At 70.9% G+C, this 15271-nt stretch carries 14 protein-coding genes; 10 read left to right on the top strand and 4 right to left on the bottom strand.

Annotated elements, in window-relative coordinates:
- Positions 1-35: 35 nt before the first annotated feature.
- Both STRTUCAR8_RS16370 and STRTUCAR8_RS16365 read right to left on the bottom strand, forming a co-directional pair.
- Positions 36-665 carry a DedA family protein gene (locus STRTUCAR8_RS16370; protein ID WP_006376899.1) on the bottom strand — a complete coding sequence of 210 codons (630 nt, stop codon included), beginning with the start codon at positions 663-665 and terminating at the stop codon, positions 36-38.
- The gene (locus STRTUCAR8_RS16365; protein WP_006376894.1) at positions 662-1438 is read right to left on the bottom strand and encodes an MBL fold metallo-hydrolase; all 777 of its coding nucleotides are present in this window, start codon (positions 1436-1438) and stop codon (positions 662-664) included. The genes STRTUCAR8_RS16370 and STRTUCAR8_RS16365 overlap by 4 nt, the downstream gene beginning before the upstream one ends.
- Before the next feature lie 121 nt (positions 1439-1559).
- On the opposite strand from STRTUCAR8_RS16365, the gene STRTUCAR8_RS16360 reads away from it, so the two are divergent.
- The 6 genes from STRTUCAR8_RS16360 to dnaK all read left to right on the top strand — a co-directional run bounded on the left by STRTUCAR8_RS16360 (position 1560) and on the right by dnaK (position 9637).
- Entirely contained in the window at positions 1560-1994 is a 435-nt protein-coding gene (locus tag STRTUCAR8_RS16360) for a hypothetical protein (RefSeq protein ID WP_006376892.1), read from the top strand.
- 89 nt (positions 1995-2083) lie between these two features.
- The gene (locus STRTUCAR8_RS16355) at positions 2084-4174 is read left to right on the top strand and encodes a phage holin family protein (protein WP_078507215.1); all 2091 of its coding nucleotides are present in this window, start codon (positions 2084-2086) and stop codon (positions 4172-4174) included.
- Between the two features lie 113 nt (positions 4175-4287).
- Positions 4288-5349, top strand: a complete 1062-nt coding sequence (locus STRTUCAR8_RS16350) for an ATP-binding protein (RefSeq protein WP_006376900.1) — start codon at positions 4288-4290, stop codon at positions 5347-5349.
- Entirely contained in the window at positions 5346-7148 is a 1803-nt protein-coding gene (locus STRTUCAR8_RS16345) for a vWA domain-containing protein (protein ID WP_006376890.1), read from the top strand. The genes STRTUCAR8_RS16350 and STRTUCAR8_RS16345 overlap by 4 nt, the downstream gene beginning before the upstream one ends.
- Positions 7149-7225: 77 nt before the next feature.
- Positions 7226-7654 carry an OsmC family protein gene (locus tag STRTUCAR8_RS16340; RefSeq protein ID WP_006376896.1) on the top strand — a complete coding sequence of 143 codons (429 nt, stop codon included), beginning with the start codon at positions 7226-7228 and terminating at the stop codon, positions 7652-7654.
- Between the two features lie 99 nt (positions 7655-7753).
- Positions 7754-9637: a molecular chaperone DnaK gene (gene dnaK / locus STRTUCAR8_RS16335; RefSeq protein WP_006376897.1), complete on the top strand. Its 1884-nt coding sequence runs from the start codon at positions 7754-7756 to the stop codon at positions 9635-9637.
- An 83-nt stretch (positions 9638-9720) separates the two neighbouring features.
- Here dnaK and STRTUCAR8_RS16330 read toward each other — a convergent pair whose 3' ends face one another.
- On the bottom strand, positions 9721-10536 hold the full coding sequence (locus STRTUCAR8_RS16330; RefSeq protein ID WP_006376895.1) for an SAM-dependent methyltransferase: 816 nt from the start codon (positions 10534-10536) through the stop codon (positions 9721-9723).
- A gap of 82 nt (positions 10537-10618) precedes the next feature.
- Positions 10619-11482, bottom strand: coding sequence for a helix-turn-helix domain-containing protein (locus STRTUCAR8_RS16325; protein ID WP_006376893.1), 864 nt, complete (start codon positions 11480-11482; stop codon positions 10619-10621).
- Positions 11483-11719: 237 nt separating this feature from the next.
- Here STRTUCAR8_RS16325 and STRTUCAR8_RS16320 point away from each other — a divergent pair, with 237 nt between their 5' ends.
- The 4 genes from STRTUCAR8_RS16320 to STRTUCAR8_RS16305 all read left to right on the top strand — a co-directional run bounded on the left by STRTUCAR8_RS16320 (position 11720) and on the right by STRTUCAR8_RS16305 (position 15251).
- Entirely contained in the window at positions 11720-12025 is a 306-nt protein-coding gene (locus STRTUCAR8_RS16320; protein WP_006376889.1) for a 4a-hydroxytetrahydrobiopterin dehydratase, read from the top strand.
- Between the two features lie 20 nt (positions 12026-12045).
- A complete protein-coding gene (locus STRTUCAR8_RS16315) occupies positions 12046-12795 on the top strand; it encodes a class I SAM-dependent methyltransferase (RefSeq protein ID WP_006376891.1) in 750 nt (249 codons plus the stop codon).
- Positions 12796-12956: 161 nt separating this feature from the next.
- Positions 12957-14816 (top strand): rhamnogalacturonan lyase, encoded by a 1860-nt coding sequence (locus tag STRTUCAR8_RS16310; protein ID WP_086025762.1) that lies wholly within the window; start codon positions 12957-12959, stop codon positions 14814-14816.
- A gap of 132 nt (positions 14817-14948) precedes the next feature.
- The gene (locus tag STRTUCAR8_RS16305) at positions 14949-15251 is read left to right on the top strand and encodes a hypothetical protein (RefSeq protein ID WP_006376898.1); all 303 of its coding nucleotides are present in this window, start codon (positions 14949-14951) and stop codon (positions 15249-15251) included.
- The last annotated feature ends 20 nt before the right edge of the window (positions 15252-15271 follow it).

The following is a 15271-nucleotide window of genomic DNA, read 5'->3' as shown; positions in this document are numbered from 1 at the left end:
GACGGGTAAGGGCGGCGGGGGCGAGGAACGGGCGTTCACGTCGCCCCGCGCATCCCGCGTACCCGGCGCCACGCGCTGGGTGCCGCGCTGATCGTCAGTGTGAGGGCGACCGCCGCCACCACGCCCTCCCAGGGCTCCTCGAAGAGCGAACCGCCGAGGACGCCGATCAGCTGGTACGTCGCGGCCCAGGCGAGGCAGGCCGGGATGTCCCCGCGGGCGAAGCGGCGTACCGGCCACTTCGCCATCAGACAGGCCAGCATCACCGGGATACGCCCGGCCGGCACCAGCCGGGACAGCACCAGGACCGTCACGCCGTTCTCGCTCAGCTTCCGCTGGGCCTGCGCGAGGCGGTCCTCGGGTGCCCGCGACCGGATCGCGGCCAGCCAGCGCGACCCGTTCTTCGAGTCCATCCCGCGCCGGCCCAGCCAGTACAGAGCAACGTCGCCGAGGAACGCGGCCACGGAGGCCACCGCGAACACCAGGACCATGGCGAGCGGCGCGGTCTCGTGGAAGGCCACCACGGCCGCCGAACTCACCAGCGCCCCCGTCGGCACCACCGGCACCAACGCGCCCACCAGTACCAGCAGGAACAGCGTCGGATAGCCGATCGCCTGGCCTGGGGACCCCTGCCCCGAGGTCGAGGCGGCGACCAGGACCACGTTCACCGCGTGACCCCCAGGCGCACGCTCTCCCCGTGCTCCAGCCGGTACACATCGACCGCGGGCGCGCGAGCCGCCGCGAGGCGGACGAACTCCTCACCCGGCGCGTGGAACTCATGGGGGCGCACGGCGTCCATCCCGATCGGCCAGTACGTGCCGTAGTGCACCGGCACCGCGCTGCGCGGCGCCAACCGGGCCAGCGCCTCGGCCGCCCGCTCCGCGTTCAGATGCCCCTCCCCGAGATACGGCCCCCAGCCGCCCACCGGCAGCAGGGCCGTGTCGACCGGCCCGACCTCCTCGGCCATCGACGCGAACAGACCCGTGTCCCCGGCGAAATACGTCCGCGCCTCGCCCTCGATCACATAGCCGAGCGCGGGCGCCCGCTGCGGTCCGACGTTCAGCCGCCGCCCGTCGTGCCGCGCGGAGACGGCCCGTACGACCAGGTCACCGACCTCCACACGGTCCCCGGGTGACACCTCCGTCACCCGCAGATGCGCCAGCCGGCGCGACAGGCCCGGCACCGCCTTCGGCGCGCCCCGGGGCACGATCAGGCGCGCGCCCGGCGCGAGGCGCGCGAGGGAGGGCACATGGAGGTGATCGGAGTGCAGATGGGAGACGAGCGCCAGGTCCGCGCGCCATGCGCCGGGCGGGGGCAACTCGCCCCGGCGACGGCGCAGATGGGCGAGCCGGCGCACGAACAGGGGATCGGTGAGCACGCGTACGCCCGAGTCCTCGACCGTACAGGTGGCGTGACCCCACCACGTGATCTCCACCGGCACCCCTTTGCCTCCTTCGCGCGACTCCCCGAAGCCTACGGGCAGGAGTAGGGTCGGCGGGAAACCCGGGGCGAGTGGGGAAACCCTGAGGTGAGCGGGGAAGCCCGGAGCTGAGGGGGACGCCATGGGACACGCGCATGCCGCCGTCGGTCTGCCCGGCCCGGTACCGCGGGTGACCGCGATCGCCAGCCTGACACCGCTGGAGGAACTGGACGAGGAGCCCTTCCTCGTCGACTCCCGCAGCCAGCACGCGATGTGCGCCCGCTGGGCCGCCGAGCGCGGCTACGTCGTCACCAGAGAGCTGCTCGTACGGAGTCTGCGGCCCGACCACTCCGCCCTGTGGGACGGCGTCAAGCCCGGCCTCGACCTCTTCGTGGCGCCCAGCCAGCGGGTCCTGGAGCACGCGCTGACGTCGGTGGACGAGTTCACCGCCGAGTGCGCGCGGCGCGGAGTGCGGGTGGAGACGGTGGGCCGCGCGGAACCCTCGTACGACGCCCAGATGAAGGCCCGGGTGCACCGACGCCTGTCCATGCCGACCGCCGGGTACGACGGCCGCTGAACCCGCGCCGGGCCGGCACACCGGGCTCCGCTCCCTCGTTGTGACAGGGTGTGCCCAGGCCCCGCCGTGGGGACGGGCCGGGACGTGAGGTGCGGGACGTGGGAGCGGGGCGTTGGCGGCGGATCGCCAGCCAGATCGGGCGGAGCGTCGCGGTGTGGGCCGTGTCGACGCTCACGATGCTGGTGCTCGCCGGCATCCTGCCGGACTTCCAGATCCGCACCGGTGACGGCGACAGCGCCACCCGCATCGCGGTCACCGCGGCCATCGGCGCCGGCGCCTTCGGTCTGCTGTCGGCCCTGGCCTGGCCGGTGCTTGTCCGGCTGCTGCTGCTCGTGCCCGCCCTCGTACTCGGCCTGCTGGTCTTCTTCCTCAACGGCGGTCTGCTGCTCGTCGCCCTGCGGCTGACCCCGGCCGACCGCCCCGAAGCGGCCCCGGAGACGGCGGTGGTGGTCGCCGCCGTGATGTCCGCCGTGGCCTCGGCGACGGGCGCGGCACTGGCCGTACGGGACGACGACGCCTACCGAAGACGGCTCTACCGTCTCGCCGACCGACGCGGCCTCGCGCGGCCGTTCGAGGGCCCCACGACGCCCGGCGTGGTGTTCCTGCAACTCGACGGCGTCGGCCACGACGTCCTGGTGCGGGCCGCGGAGAAGGGGCTGATGCCGACCGTCGCGGGCTGGCTCGGCGCCACCCACCGGCTCACCCCCTGGCGCACCGACTGGTCCAGTCAGACCGGCGCCAGCCAGCTCGGCATCCTGCACGGCACCAACCACGACATCCCGGCCTTCCGCTGGTACGAGAAGGACACCGGGGAGGTCATGGTCTGCAACCGGCCCACCAGCGCCGCCGAACTCCAGCGCCGGGCCGTCGAACGCACCGGCGACGGCGGACTGCTCACCGTCGACGGGGCCAGCCGGGGCAACCTCTTCGGCGGCGGCGCCGACGAGCAGGCCCTCGTGCTGTCCGTCGCGGGCCGGCGCGGCCGGGAGAACCGTTCCCGCGCGGGCTACTTCGCCTACTTCTCCGACCCCGCCAACGCCGTCCGCACCGCGCTGTCCTTCTTCGCCGAGGTCGGCCGCGAGATCGGCCAGTCGACCATGGCCCGGATACGGAAACGGCGCCCGAGGATCGCGCGCGGCGGCCTCTACCCCTTCATCCGCGCCTTCGCGACCGTCATCGAACGGGACGTGGTCGTCGCCGCCGTGATGGGCGACATGCTCGCCGGGCGCACCGCCGTCTACGCCGACCTGGTCGCCTACGACGAGGTCGCCCACCACTCCGGGCCGTACAGCCGCGACGCGGAGAAAGTCCTCCAACGCCTCGACCGCGCCACCGCGTTGATCGCGGAAGTCGCCCGGCACGCGCCCCGCCCGTACCGGATCGTCCTCCTCTCCGACCACGGCCAGAGCCCCGGCGAGACCTTCCGGGGCCGGTACGGGCTCGGCCTCGGTGACCTGGTCAGGGCCGGCTGCGGACTGCCCGTGCCCCGCAGGGCGCGACGCACCCACAGCGGGGCCGAGGCGCGCGCCACCGTGCGCGCCGCGCTGCGCCGGCCCGTCGAGGAGAACGGCGGGCGCCACGTGCCCCCGGGCCACGGCTCCGAACCACTCGTGCTCGCCTCCGGCAACCTCGGGCTCATCTCCTTCCCGGACGTGCATCACCGCATGACCAGGGAGGAGATCGACGCCCGCCATCCCGCGCTGCTCACCACTCTCGCCAACCATCCCGGCGTCGGCTTCGTCCTCGTCGCCAGCGAGGAGCACGGCGGGGTGGTGCTGGGCGCACACGGCGTGGAGATCCCGGTGGACGCGCTGGATGAACCGGACGAACCGGACGACGGGCACAGCACTCCGCTGGCCGACTTCGGCCCCGGCGCGGCGAGCGCCGTGCGCCGTACTCACTCCTTCCCGCACACCGCCGACATCATGGTCAACTCCTGGTACGACCCGGCCGAGGGCGAGGTGCTCGCCTTCGAGGAGCAGATCGGCTCGCACGGCGGGCTCGGCGGGGCACAGGGCAAGCCGTTCCTGCTGGCGCCCTCCGCGCTGTCGGAGGCGGTCGAGGAGGGGGAGGAGCTGGTCGGCGCCGAGCACCTCCACCGCGTACTGCGGCGCTGGCTGCGCGAGTGCAACGGGCCGCAGGTGCCGCTGGAGGTCTCCGGGGACCACCAGGTCGCCTGAGCGCGGGCCGCCGGAAAATCGGCTGCGCTCCTGTGTCTCCGTACCCACACTGTTCGTACCGGACCTCGCGCCTTCGCGCGCTCCGTTCCGCTACGAACCCCAGGAGTTGCCGCGTGCAGGCAGCCGTCACCGTCACCCCCGCCCGGATTCCGGAGCTGCTGCTCGGTCTCGCGACCGTGCGGCCCGTGTTCCTCTGGGGTGCCCCCGGCATCGGAAAGTCCTCCCTGGTGAGGGAGTTCGCCGAGTCGCTGGGACTGGAGTGCGTGAGTCTGCTCGGTACGCAGCTGGCGCCGGAGGACCTTATCGGCGTACCGCAGATCCGTGACGGTCGGTCCGTGTTCTGTCCGCCGGAGGCCATCGCCCGGGACGAGCCGTACTGCCTGTTCCTGGACGAGCTGAACGCGGCCACGCCGGACGTCCAGAAGGCGTTCTACTCGCTGATCCTCGACCGCCGTATCGGCAACTACGAGCTGCCGAAGGGCTCGATCGTGATCGGCGCCGGCAACCGCGCCACGGACAACGCCCTCGCCCGGCCTATCGCCTCCGCCCTGATCAACCGCCTCGCCCACGTCCATCTGGAGGCCTCGCCGAAGGACTGGCTGGTCTGGGCCGCGAACAACGACATCCACCCCTGGGTCGTGGACCACCTCACCGACCGGCCCGATCACCTGTGGTCCAAGCCGCCGAAGACCGAGGAGCCCTTCTCCACGCCCCGCTCCTGGCACATGCTGTCCGACGCCCTGCACTCGTTCGGGCCCGCGCTCGACGAGGAGACCCTGAAGGTGATCGCGCACGGCGCGCTGACGCCGACGCACGCCACCGCGTTCTGCGGGTACGTCAAGATCGTGCGCAGCCGGTTCGGCATCGACGCGATCATCAAGGGCGACGCGCGCTGGCCCCACCGCGTCGAGGACCGCGACCTGCTCTACTACCTCGCCGAGTCGTTCCGCGGGCGGCTCGTCAAAGAACTCCCCGTCAGCAAGGGGCACATGTCGCCGAACGGCCGGGAGGCCGCCTACCGGGCCAAGTCGCTGCTCGTACAGCTCGCCGAGATCTCGGTGGAGGTCGCGCAGAGCGTGATCGCCTCCGACGCCGACGGCAACCCCCTGCTGCCCGCCTGGTTCCTGGTGGAGGCGGCGCGGGACATGCCCCGGCTGGTGGAGGCGCGGCGGTGAGCCGGGCAGGCAAGCAGGCGCAGCGGAAGAAGGACCTCGCGAGGGACGCGTACGAGGCAGGGCTGGCCCTCGTGCGCGCCAACCCGGCGCTCGGCTCACTGGAGTTCGGCATCTGCCGGTCCGAGAGCTGCTACCACTCGCTCGGCGACGGCCTGGTGATCGTCGACTCGGACGGGGCGCTGCACTTCAACCCCACCCGGCGGGCCGAACCGGCCGAGTGGGCGTGGGCGGTCGCACACGGCCTCATCCACCTCGGCTTCGGACATGTCCCGGCGGCGAAGGGCGAACGCGTCCAGCCCGACCGCTACGACATCGCCGCCCGCTGTGTCGTCGTCAACCGCTTCCTGCTCGGCTTCCCGGTCGGCACGGCCCCCGAACTCATGCCGCCCGCCTACCCCGACGGCGACGAGGAGCAGATCGCCGCCCGCTGGCGCCGCGCGGGCTCGGTACCGGCCGCGTTCGAGCGCTGTGGCACGGCGGGCAGCGAACCCGACCAGTGGCTCGAACCGTACGACAAGTGGGCCACGTCGGTTCCCGACTGGCAGATCGCCTTCGCCCACGCCCTGACCCGGACGATGGCGACGGCGATGGACGTGGCCGGTGGCCGACGCGAGTCGATGTCCGACCAAGCGGCTCAACTACGGCCCTGGCAGAAGGCGTTGAGCTGGTTCGTCACCTCCTACCCGCTGCTCGGCGGGATCGCGGCCGGCATCAAGCTCGTCGCCGACCTCGAACTCGCCCACGCGCACGGCATCTCCGTCGCCGCCGTGAACGCGGAGGCGGGCGAGATCTACGTCAACCCGCTGTGTCACCTGGACGACGAGGAATGGCGGTTCGTCCTCGCCCACGAGATGCTGCACGCCGCCCTGCGCCACGGCGACCGCTGCGGCACCCGCGACCCGTATCTCTTCAACGTCGCCTGCGACTACGTCATCAACGCCTGGCTGGTGGAGATGGAGGTCGGCACGATGCCCGAAGGGCTCCTGTACGACGCCGAGTTGAAGAACCTCTCCGCGGAGGAGGTGTACGACCGCATCGCGAACGACCTGCGCCGGATGCGCCGGCTGTCCACCCTGCGCGGGAAGGGCGCCCGCGACGTCCTGGGCGCTCCGCTGGGCTCGCCGCGCGACTACGTCGACCTCGACGAGTTCTACCGGCGCGGCCTCGGCCAGGGGCTTGACCTGCACCAGCAGCACGAACGCGGTCACCTGCCCGGCGGGTTGATCGAGGAGATCCGCGCGCTGAACCATCCGCCGCTGCCCTGGGACGCCCAACTCGCCCGCTGGTTCGACGAGTTCGTGCCCCGCCCAGAACCCGTACGGTCGTACTCCCGCCCCTCGCGGCGCCAGTCGTCCACCCCCGACATCCCGCGTGCGGGGCGGTACTTCCCGCCGGAGGAGATCGCCCGCTGCACGTTCGGGGTGGTGCTGGACACCTCCGGGTCGATGGACCGGTCGCTGCTCGGGAAGGCGCTGGGCGCGATCGCCTCGTACGCCGGCGCACGGGACGTACCAGCGGCGCGGGTCGTGTTCTGCGACGCGGCCGCGCACGACGCGGGCTATCTGCCCGTCGCCGAGATCGCCGAACGGGTCCGGGTGCACGGGCGCGGTGGGACCGTGCTGCAGCCGGGCGTCGACCTGCTGCACAGGGCCGACGACTTTCCGCCGGGGGCACCCGTACTGGTCATCACGGACGGCTGGTGCGACGTCCTGCGGGTGCGGCGCGAGCACGCCTATCTGATTCCGGCGGGCGCTCGTCTGCCGTTCACCGCCCGTGGGCCGGTCTTTCGCGTGCAGTGAGCCGGAAGTGAGCCGGAGTGTGATCGGATGGGGGATACGGAACCCCGGCACCGGGATCACACGCGAAAGGAAGAACCGTGGCTACCACGCGCTCTGCACACACCGTCTGGGAAGGCAACCTGCTGGAGGGCAGCGGTGTTGTCACCTTCGACTCCTCCGGCGCCATCGCCGAGCAGCCCGTGACGTGGGCCTCGCGCGCCCAGGACGCGAACGGCAAGACCAGCCCCGAGGAGCTGATCGCCGCCGCCCACTCCAGCTGCTTCTCCATGGCGTTCTCGCACGCCCTGGCCGGCGCCGGTACTCCGGCGACCAGGCTTCTGACCTCGGCCGACGTCGTCTTCCAGCCGGGTGAGGGCATCACCGGCATCCACCTCACCGTGGAGGGCACCGTGCCCGGCCTCGACGAGGACGCCTTCGTCGCCGCCGCCGAGGACGCCAAGGAGAACTGCCCGGTCAGCAAGGCCCTGACCGGCACGACGATCACCCTGTCGGCGAAGCTCGCCTGACGCTCGCTCACCCGCGCTGCCGCGTACCTCGATCCGAGGTGCGCGGCAGCGTCGTTTCCGGGGTACTTCAAAGGAGGGGCCCGACGGAAGGGGACAGCCATGGCACGTGCGGTCGGGATCGATCTGGGGACCACGAACTCGGTGGTGGCCGTGTTGGAGGGCGGTGAGCCCACCGTCGTCGCGAACGCCGAGGGGGCGCGGACCACACCGTCCGTCGTGGCCTTCGCGAAGAACGGCGAGGTGCTCGTCGGCGAGGTCGCCAAGCGGCAGGCCGTGACGAACGTGGAGCGCACGGCCCGCTCCGTCAAACGCCATATGGGCGACGGGCACTGGCGGTTCCCCGAGCAGGGATCCGTGGACGGCACCAAATACCGCGCCCAGGAACTCTCCGCGCGCGTACTGCAGAAACTGAAGCGGGACGCGGAGGCGTATCTCGGCGAGGACGTCTCGGACGCGGTGATCACCGTACCGGCGTACTTCGACGACTCCCAGCGGCAGGCCACCAAGGAGGCCGGGGAGATCGCCGGCCTGAAGGTGCTGCGGATCATCAACGAACCGACCGCCGCCGCCCTCGCGTACGGCCTCGACCGGGGCGAGGAACAGACCGTGCTCGTCTTCGACCTGGGCGGCGGCACCTTCGACGTGTCGCTCCTGGAGATCGGCGACGGAGTCATCGAGGTCAAGGCGACCAACGGCGACACCGGACTCGGCGGCGACGACTGGGACCAGCGGATCGTCGACCACCTCGTCAAACGCTTCAAGGGGCAGTACGGCATCGACCTCGGCGCCGACAAGATGGCGGTGCAACGGCTGCGCGAGGGCGCCGAGAAAGCCAAGATCGAGCTGTCCAGCTCCTCCGAGACGACCGTCAACCTGCCCTACGTCACCGCCTCCGCCGACGGGCCGCTGCACCTCGAGGAGAAACTGACGCGCGCTCAGTTCCAGGAACTCACCGCCGACCTGCTCGACCGCTGCAAGAAGCCCTTCAACCAGGCGATCAAGGACGCGGGCGTGGAACTCGCCGCGATCGACCACGTGATCCTGGTGGGCGGCTCGACCCGGATGCCCGCCGTCACCGAACTCGTCAAGCAACTCACCGGCAAGGAACCGCACAAGGGGGTCAACCCGGACGAGGTGGTCGCCCTGGGAGCCGCGCTCCAGGCGGGTGTCATCCGCGGTGACGTGAAGGACGTCCTGCTCCTCGACGTCACACCGCTGTCCCTCGGCATCGAGACCAAGGGCGGCATCATGACCAAGCTGATCGAGCGCAACACCACGATCCCGACCCGGCGTTCGGAGATCTTCACGACGGCCGCCGACAACCAGCCCTCGGTCGGCATCCAGGTCTACCAGGGCGAACGTGAAATCGCCGCGTACAACAAGAAGTTGGGGGTCTTCGACCTCACGGGGCTGCCGCCGGCCCCGCGCGGTGTGCCGCAGATCGAGGTCGCCTTCGACATCGACGCCAACGGGATCATGCACGTCTCGGCGAAGGACCTGGCCACCGGCCGCGAGCAGAAGATGACCGTCACGGGCGGTTCGGCGCTCCCCAAGGACGACATCGACCGTCTGATGCGGGAGGCCGAGCAGTACGCCGACGAGGACCGCAGGCGGCGGGAGGCGGCCGAGACACGCAACCAGGCCGAGCAACTCGTCTACCAGACCGAGAAGTTCGTACGGGACAACGAGGAACGGGTGCCGGCGGAGGCGAAGTCCGAGGTCGCGGAGGCCGTCGCCGAGGTGAAGGCGCTGCTGTCCGAGGAGACCGACGTCGCCGTGCTGCGGGCGGGGGTCGAGAAGCTTGCCACTGTCAGTCAGCGGATGGGGCAGGCGATGTATGCGCAGGCCCAGGGGGAGTCGTCGACGGAGGGCGGCGGTGCGGGGGATGCCGGGTCGGCGTCGGAGGACGAGGGTGTGGTGGATGCGGAGATCGTTGATGACGAGCGGGGCGAGGGGGGTGGCGGGAAGGGGGCGGGGGTGTAGGTGGGTTGCGGGGTGCGGGTGCGTTGTGGTTGCTCGCGCAGTTCCCCGCGCCCCTAAAAAAGGGCGCGGGGCGCCTCCCTTTTTCAGGGCTTGCTTGCTACTCCCGCGTACACCGGGACTATGCCCTCCGCCTGGGCTGCCACGTCTTCCGGTTCCGGGCGCCAGCCGTAGACGGGGATGATGCCGGGGCCCAGGAGTTCGAGGCCGTCGAAGAAGCGGTGGAACTCGGCGAGCGGGCGGGGGAAGAAGGGGGTGCCGCTGCGCCGGAAGTGCTCGGCCGCCTTCGTGATGGCCTCGGGGCTGAGGTCCGGGGTGACCTGCGAGAGGACCAGGTAGCTGCCCGGGGCGAGCGCGTCGACGTATGTCTTCAGCAGGCCGTGCACATCGTCGCCGTCGGTCTCGTCGCCCAGGTAGTGGGTCAGCGCGACCATGGACAGCGCGACGGGAAGGCTGAAGTCCAGGGACTCGCCGGCCAGGCGCAGGATCGTCTCCGGGTCGCGGGCGTCGGCGTGCACGTACTCGGTCGTGCCCTCGGCCGTGCCGTGCAGCAGGGCTTGGGCGTGGCGCAGGACGATCGGGTCGTTGTCCGCGTACACCACCTTGGCGTCGGGAGCGACGCTCTGGGCGATCTGGTGCAGGTTCGGCTCGGTGGGGATGCCCGTACCGATGTCCAGGAATTGGCGGATCCCGGCCTCGGCGGCGGTCCGGGTCGCCCGCTGCATGAACCGGCGGTTGGCGCGCGCGCCGCGCAGCACCGTGCCGTCCACGGCGAGGATCTTGCGGGCCAGTTCCTCGTCCACCGGGTAGTTGTCCTTGCCACCGAGCCACCAGTCGTAGACCCGGGCGGGGTGGGGTCTGCTGGTGTCCACGCGGGTGGGCGCGCCCTCGGGTGCGGTCATGCGGTGTCGCTCCTCAAGTTCCGTCGATCCGTGATCCGTGATCCGTGATGAAGTGTTCAAGTCCCGTGGCCGGTCCCGTTGTTCAGTAGCCGTCGCGGTACTCGGCGATGATCTCCTTGGTTCGCTGGGCCGACGCGGCACCCGCTGTCATGTGGTCGAGGACCTCCAGGTGCGCGGCGACCTCCCGGCGGGAGTCCAGATACAGCGCACCGGTCAGGTACTCGGTGTAGACCATGTCGGGCAGTTCCGGCTCGGCGAAGCGGAACAGCTCGAAGGGCGCGGACGTGCCCGGATGCGGGCCGTCCAGGAACTCGGCGACCTGGATGGTGACATGGCCGCTCTCCGACACGTCGAGGAGCCGGTCCAGCTGGTCGCGCATGACCTGGCCGTCGATGCTCACGGGCCGGCGCAGCACGGTCTCGTCGATGATCACCCATAGGTGGGGCGGGTGTTCGCGGGTCAGCAGCTTCTGCCGGGCCATGCGCAGCGACACATGCCGCTCGACCGCCTCGGGACCCGTGTGCCCGATCGTCCCGGCCTCCATGACGGCACGCGCGTACTCCGGTGTCTGCAACAGGCCGGGCACGAAGTGCGGTTCGTAGGACCGGATCAGCCGGGCGGAGCCCTCCAGGCTCACATGCATACTGAACCAGTCCGGCAGGACGTCGGAGAACCGCTGCCACCAGCCGGGCGCGTTCGCCTCCTCGGCCAGGTCCACGAACATGGCCACTTCGTCCTCGGGGACGCCGTACGCCGTCAACAGCACATGTACGTAAGGGATTTTGAGGGAGACCTCGGCCATCTCCATCCGCCGTACGGTCGCCGGAGCCACCCGCAGGACCCGCGCGGCCTCTTCCCGTTTCAGCCCGGCGGCCTCGCGCAGCTCCTGGAGCCGTCTTCCGAGCACCACTTGGCCCACGGTGGGCGCAGCCCGCCGCTCACTCACGCCACGCCTCCCCTACGCGCCGAAGTATCGCGAGCAGTGTGTCACGTTCCGCTGTCGCTCTGACAGGTTCGGGCCACAGTGACTGCCGGGGAGGCGAGCGCCCCGGGGCTCCGGTACCGTCGCGCCCCCGCGGACGGCATATGCCACCTGGTGGGTCCGCACCCCCCTGACCTGGGCCGGAACGCCCGGCCTGTGGCACGCTGGAAGTGCACCCCACATCAGGGAAGGAGCGTGGTCATGCCCGTCGCACCGCTGTCGCAGAAGGAGATCGAGGACCGGCTGGCTGAGCTGCCGGGCTGGTCGCTCGACGGGGACAGGATCGCCCGTTCCTACCGCCTCGGCTCGCACTTCGCCGCGACGGCGCTGGTCATCCACATCGCCCAGGTCCAGGAGGAACTGGACCACCACTCCGACCTCACCCTCGGCTACAACACCGTGTCACTCACCGTGAACACGCACAGCGTGGGCGGCGCCGTCACGAACCTCGACTTCGAGCTCGCACGCAGAGTGGAGGCCCTCGCGCCGGGGCACGGAGCGAGCTGACCGGGGCGAGGGACGCGATCGTGCTGGACTACAACCAGGAGGCGGAGCGTTACGACGCCTCGCGGGGCGGCGAGCCCAGGGCGGCGGCCGCCGCGCAGGCCGTGCTGAGCCTCGTACCGGAAGAGGCGCGCGGGCTGCTCGACGTGGGGTGCGGTACGGGCATCGTCACCCGGCGGCTCGTGGAGGGGCGGGCCGGGCTGCGGGTGGCGGGCGTAGATCTGACCGACGCGATGGCCAGGCGGGCCGCCGCTCGGCTCCCCGGTGCCGTCGTACTCGCCGACAGTCGGCAACTGCCCTTCCCCGAGGGCGTGTTGGACGCGGTGTCCAGTGTGTGGCTGCTGCATCTCGCCGGGCGGGACGAGAACGTCCGGGCCATCGTCGGGGAGTGCGCGCGGGTGCTGCGGCCGGGCGGGGTCTATGTCACCACCGTCGACAAGGGCGCCTCGCACAACGTGGGCAGTGACATCGACGCCGTTCTCGCCTCGCGCCCGTGGCGTCCGGCGCTGGACGCCGCCGCCGTCGTCGAGGCGCATGCCGTCGGGCACGGGCTGGAACCGGCCGGGGAAGCGCGCTTCCGAGGGCGTGGCCAGGGGCGCAGCCCCCGGCGGGCTGTCGAGGACCTGCGGCGCGGATGGTTCATGACGTTACCGCCGGGAAGCCCGCTGGCCGACGGTTTCGCCGCCCGCCTGGCGGAGTTACCGGACCAGGACCGGCCCCGCCCGGACCCCGTGTTCACACTGCGGGCGTTCCGGAAGCCGCAGTCCTTCTGAGACGGCGGCGGAACTCGGCCCGGGACGAGCGGACGTGGGGCGGCTGGGCGGCAACTCCCTTGCGGGCGGCGGCGACTGGGAAGTGCAACCCGTCCGCCCCGCAGGAGGTTGGTACCGTGCAGCACCCGCAGCCGTATGCCCAGTCTCATCCCCCCACCCGCATCCCCGCCCGTACCAGACACCGGACTCTGCTGTCCGCCGTGAGCGCCGGAGTCCTCGCCGCCGCAGGGCTGGTGTCGCTCTCCGCGACTCCGGCCGAGGCCGCCACCGCCCGCCAGGTCGAGGCGCTCGATCGGGGCGTCGTCAGTGTGCACACCGACAGCGGAAACCTGGTCAGCTGGCGCTGGCTCGGCACCGACCCGAACGACGTGTCCTTCAACGTCTACCGGGCGGGTACGAAGGTCAACTCGACGCCGGTGACCGGCTCCACGAACTACTTCCACTCGGGTGCGGCGGCCCAGGCCGACTACACGGTGCGGGCGGTCGTCGGTGGCGTGGAACAGGCCGACTCCGTGCACGCGATCCAGTTCCGCACCGGATACAAGGACGTTCCGATCGCCCCGCCCGCCGGCGGTACGACCCCCGACGGTGTCGCCTACACCTACGAGGCCAACGACGCCTCGGTCGGCGACCTGGACGGGGACGGCGCGCTCGACTTCGTACTGAAGTGGCAGCCCACCAACGCCAAGGACAACTCCCAGTCGGGATACACCGGCAACACGATCGTCGACGGGATCAGGCTCGACGGTACGCGGCTGTGGCGGATCGACCTGGGGCGCAACATCCGCTCGGGCGCGCACTACACGCAGTTCCAGGTGTACGACTACGACGGCGACCGCAAGGCCGAGGTCGCCATGAAGACGGCGGACGCGACGGTCGACGGCACCGGCGCAGTCATCGGCAACTCCTCGGCGGACTACCGCAATTCGAGCGGATACGTGCTCTCCGGGCCCGAGTACCTGACCATGTTCAACGGGCAGACCGGCAGGGCGATGGGCACCGTCGACTACGTCCCGGCGCGCGGCACCGTGTCGTCGTGGGGCGACTCCTACGGCAACCGGGTCGACCGGTTCCTCGCCGGCACCGCCTATCTGGACGGCGCCCGGCCTTCCCTGATCATGGCGCGCGGCTACTACACACGTACGGTGCTCGCGGCCTGGGACTGGCGGAACGGGGCGTTCACGCGCCGCTGGACCTTCGACTCCAGCTCCTCCACCAACAGCGGCAAGGGATTCGACGGTCAGGGCTCGCACAGTCTGTCCGTCGGGGACGTCGACGGCGACGGCAAGGACGAGATCGTCTACGGGGCGATGGCCGTCGACGACAACGGCAACGGGCTGTGGACGACGAAGACGGGGCACGGCGACGCCCAGCACCTGGGTGATCTGGACCCGGCGCACGCGGGCCTGGAGTACTTCAAGGTGTCCGAGGGCACCTCCCAGCCGGCCGAGCTGTACATCAACCCGGCCAACGGCACGGTCAACTGGAAGCTCGCCGCCTGCTGCGACAACGGCAGGGGAGTCGCCGGGGACATCTGGGCGGGCAACGACGGAGCGGAGGTGTGGTCGGCGTCGGACACCTCGATCCGTGACGAGGCCGGCGCCGCCAAGGGCCGTGAACCGTCCTCCGTCAACTTCCTGTCCTGGTGGGACGGCGACACGGTCCGTGAACTCCTCGACGGCACGCACATCGACAAGTACGGGACATCGTCGGACACCCGACTGCTGACCGGCGCGTCCGTCCACTCCAACAACAGCACGAAGGCCACCCCGGCACTCTCCGGGGACCTCTTCGGCGACTGGCGCGAGGAGGTCGTCTGGGCGACGAGCGACAACACGGCCCTGCGCATCTACTCGACCCCGATCGAGACGACGACCAGGATCACCACCCTCCTCCACGACACGATGTACCGCACAGGCATCGCCTGGCAGAACACGGCGTACAACCAGCCCCCGCACCCCAGCTTCTTCATCGGCAACAACATGCCGACAGCACCGAGGCCGACGGTCTACACACCGTGAACGAGGGTGGGTGCGCGTTCCTCTGGGGAGGCGCACCCACTCCCGCCGGGACCCGACCGGCCCCGGCTGGCCAACCGGCCAGGCGCGGAGCACTCTGGAAGGGGGGCCGTACGCGTCGGTCGGGAGGTAGCCGTGACCACTGCTGGATACCGCTCCAAGGCGGATGCCGAATTCTTCGCCGACATCACGGACGTGTTCAGAAAACACCCTGAAGCCGCCCAGAACTACGCCTTGGCCAGTCTCCTTCTGGAACAGGAACTGAAGATCGACTTCACCCGGCAACACGGAACGTCCCGGATCGACGGCGACCGGATCGTCACCGAGTTCCACGACCGGGAAACCGACCCGGCGGTGATCCGCGCCCATCTGTGCATCAAATGGGAGCTGCACGGCCAGGACTTGGAGTGCGTGCACTGGAAAGAAGCGAAGGTGTGACCGCTGGACCGTCGGTGGGC

Origin of the sequence: Streptomyces turgidiscabies Car8, from assembly GCF_000331005.1 — a bacterium.
In the GTDB taxonomy this organism is placed as follows: domain Bacteria; phylum Actinomycetota; class Actinomycetes; order Streptomycetales; family Streptomycetaceae; genus Streptomyces; species Streptomyces turgidiscabies.
Note: the sequence above shows the minus strand (reverse complement) of the source record. Positions and strands in the feature narration are given on the sequence as shown.

Excerpts from the sequence above, each read along its gene's own strand:
- STRTUCAR8_RS16360 (WP_006376892.1), top strand. The coding sequence starts at position 1,560 with ATGGGACACGCGCATGCCGCCGTCGGTCTGCCCGGCCCGGTACCGCGG.
- dnaK (WP_006376897.1), top strand. The coding sequence starts at position 7,754 with ATGGCACGTGCGGTCGGGATCGATCTGGGGACCACGAACTCGGTGGTG.
- STRTUCAR8_RS16330 (WP_006376895.1), bottom strand. The coding sequence starts at position 10,536 with ATGACCGCACCCGAGGGCGCGCCCACCCGCGTGGACACCAGCAGACCC.
- STRTUCAR8_RS16320 (WP_006376889.1), top strand. The coding sequence starts at position 11,720 with ATGCCCGTCGCACCGCTGTCGCAGAAGGAGATCGAGGACCGGCTGGCT.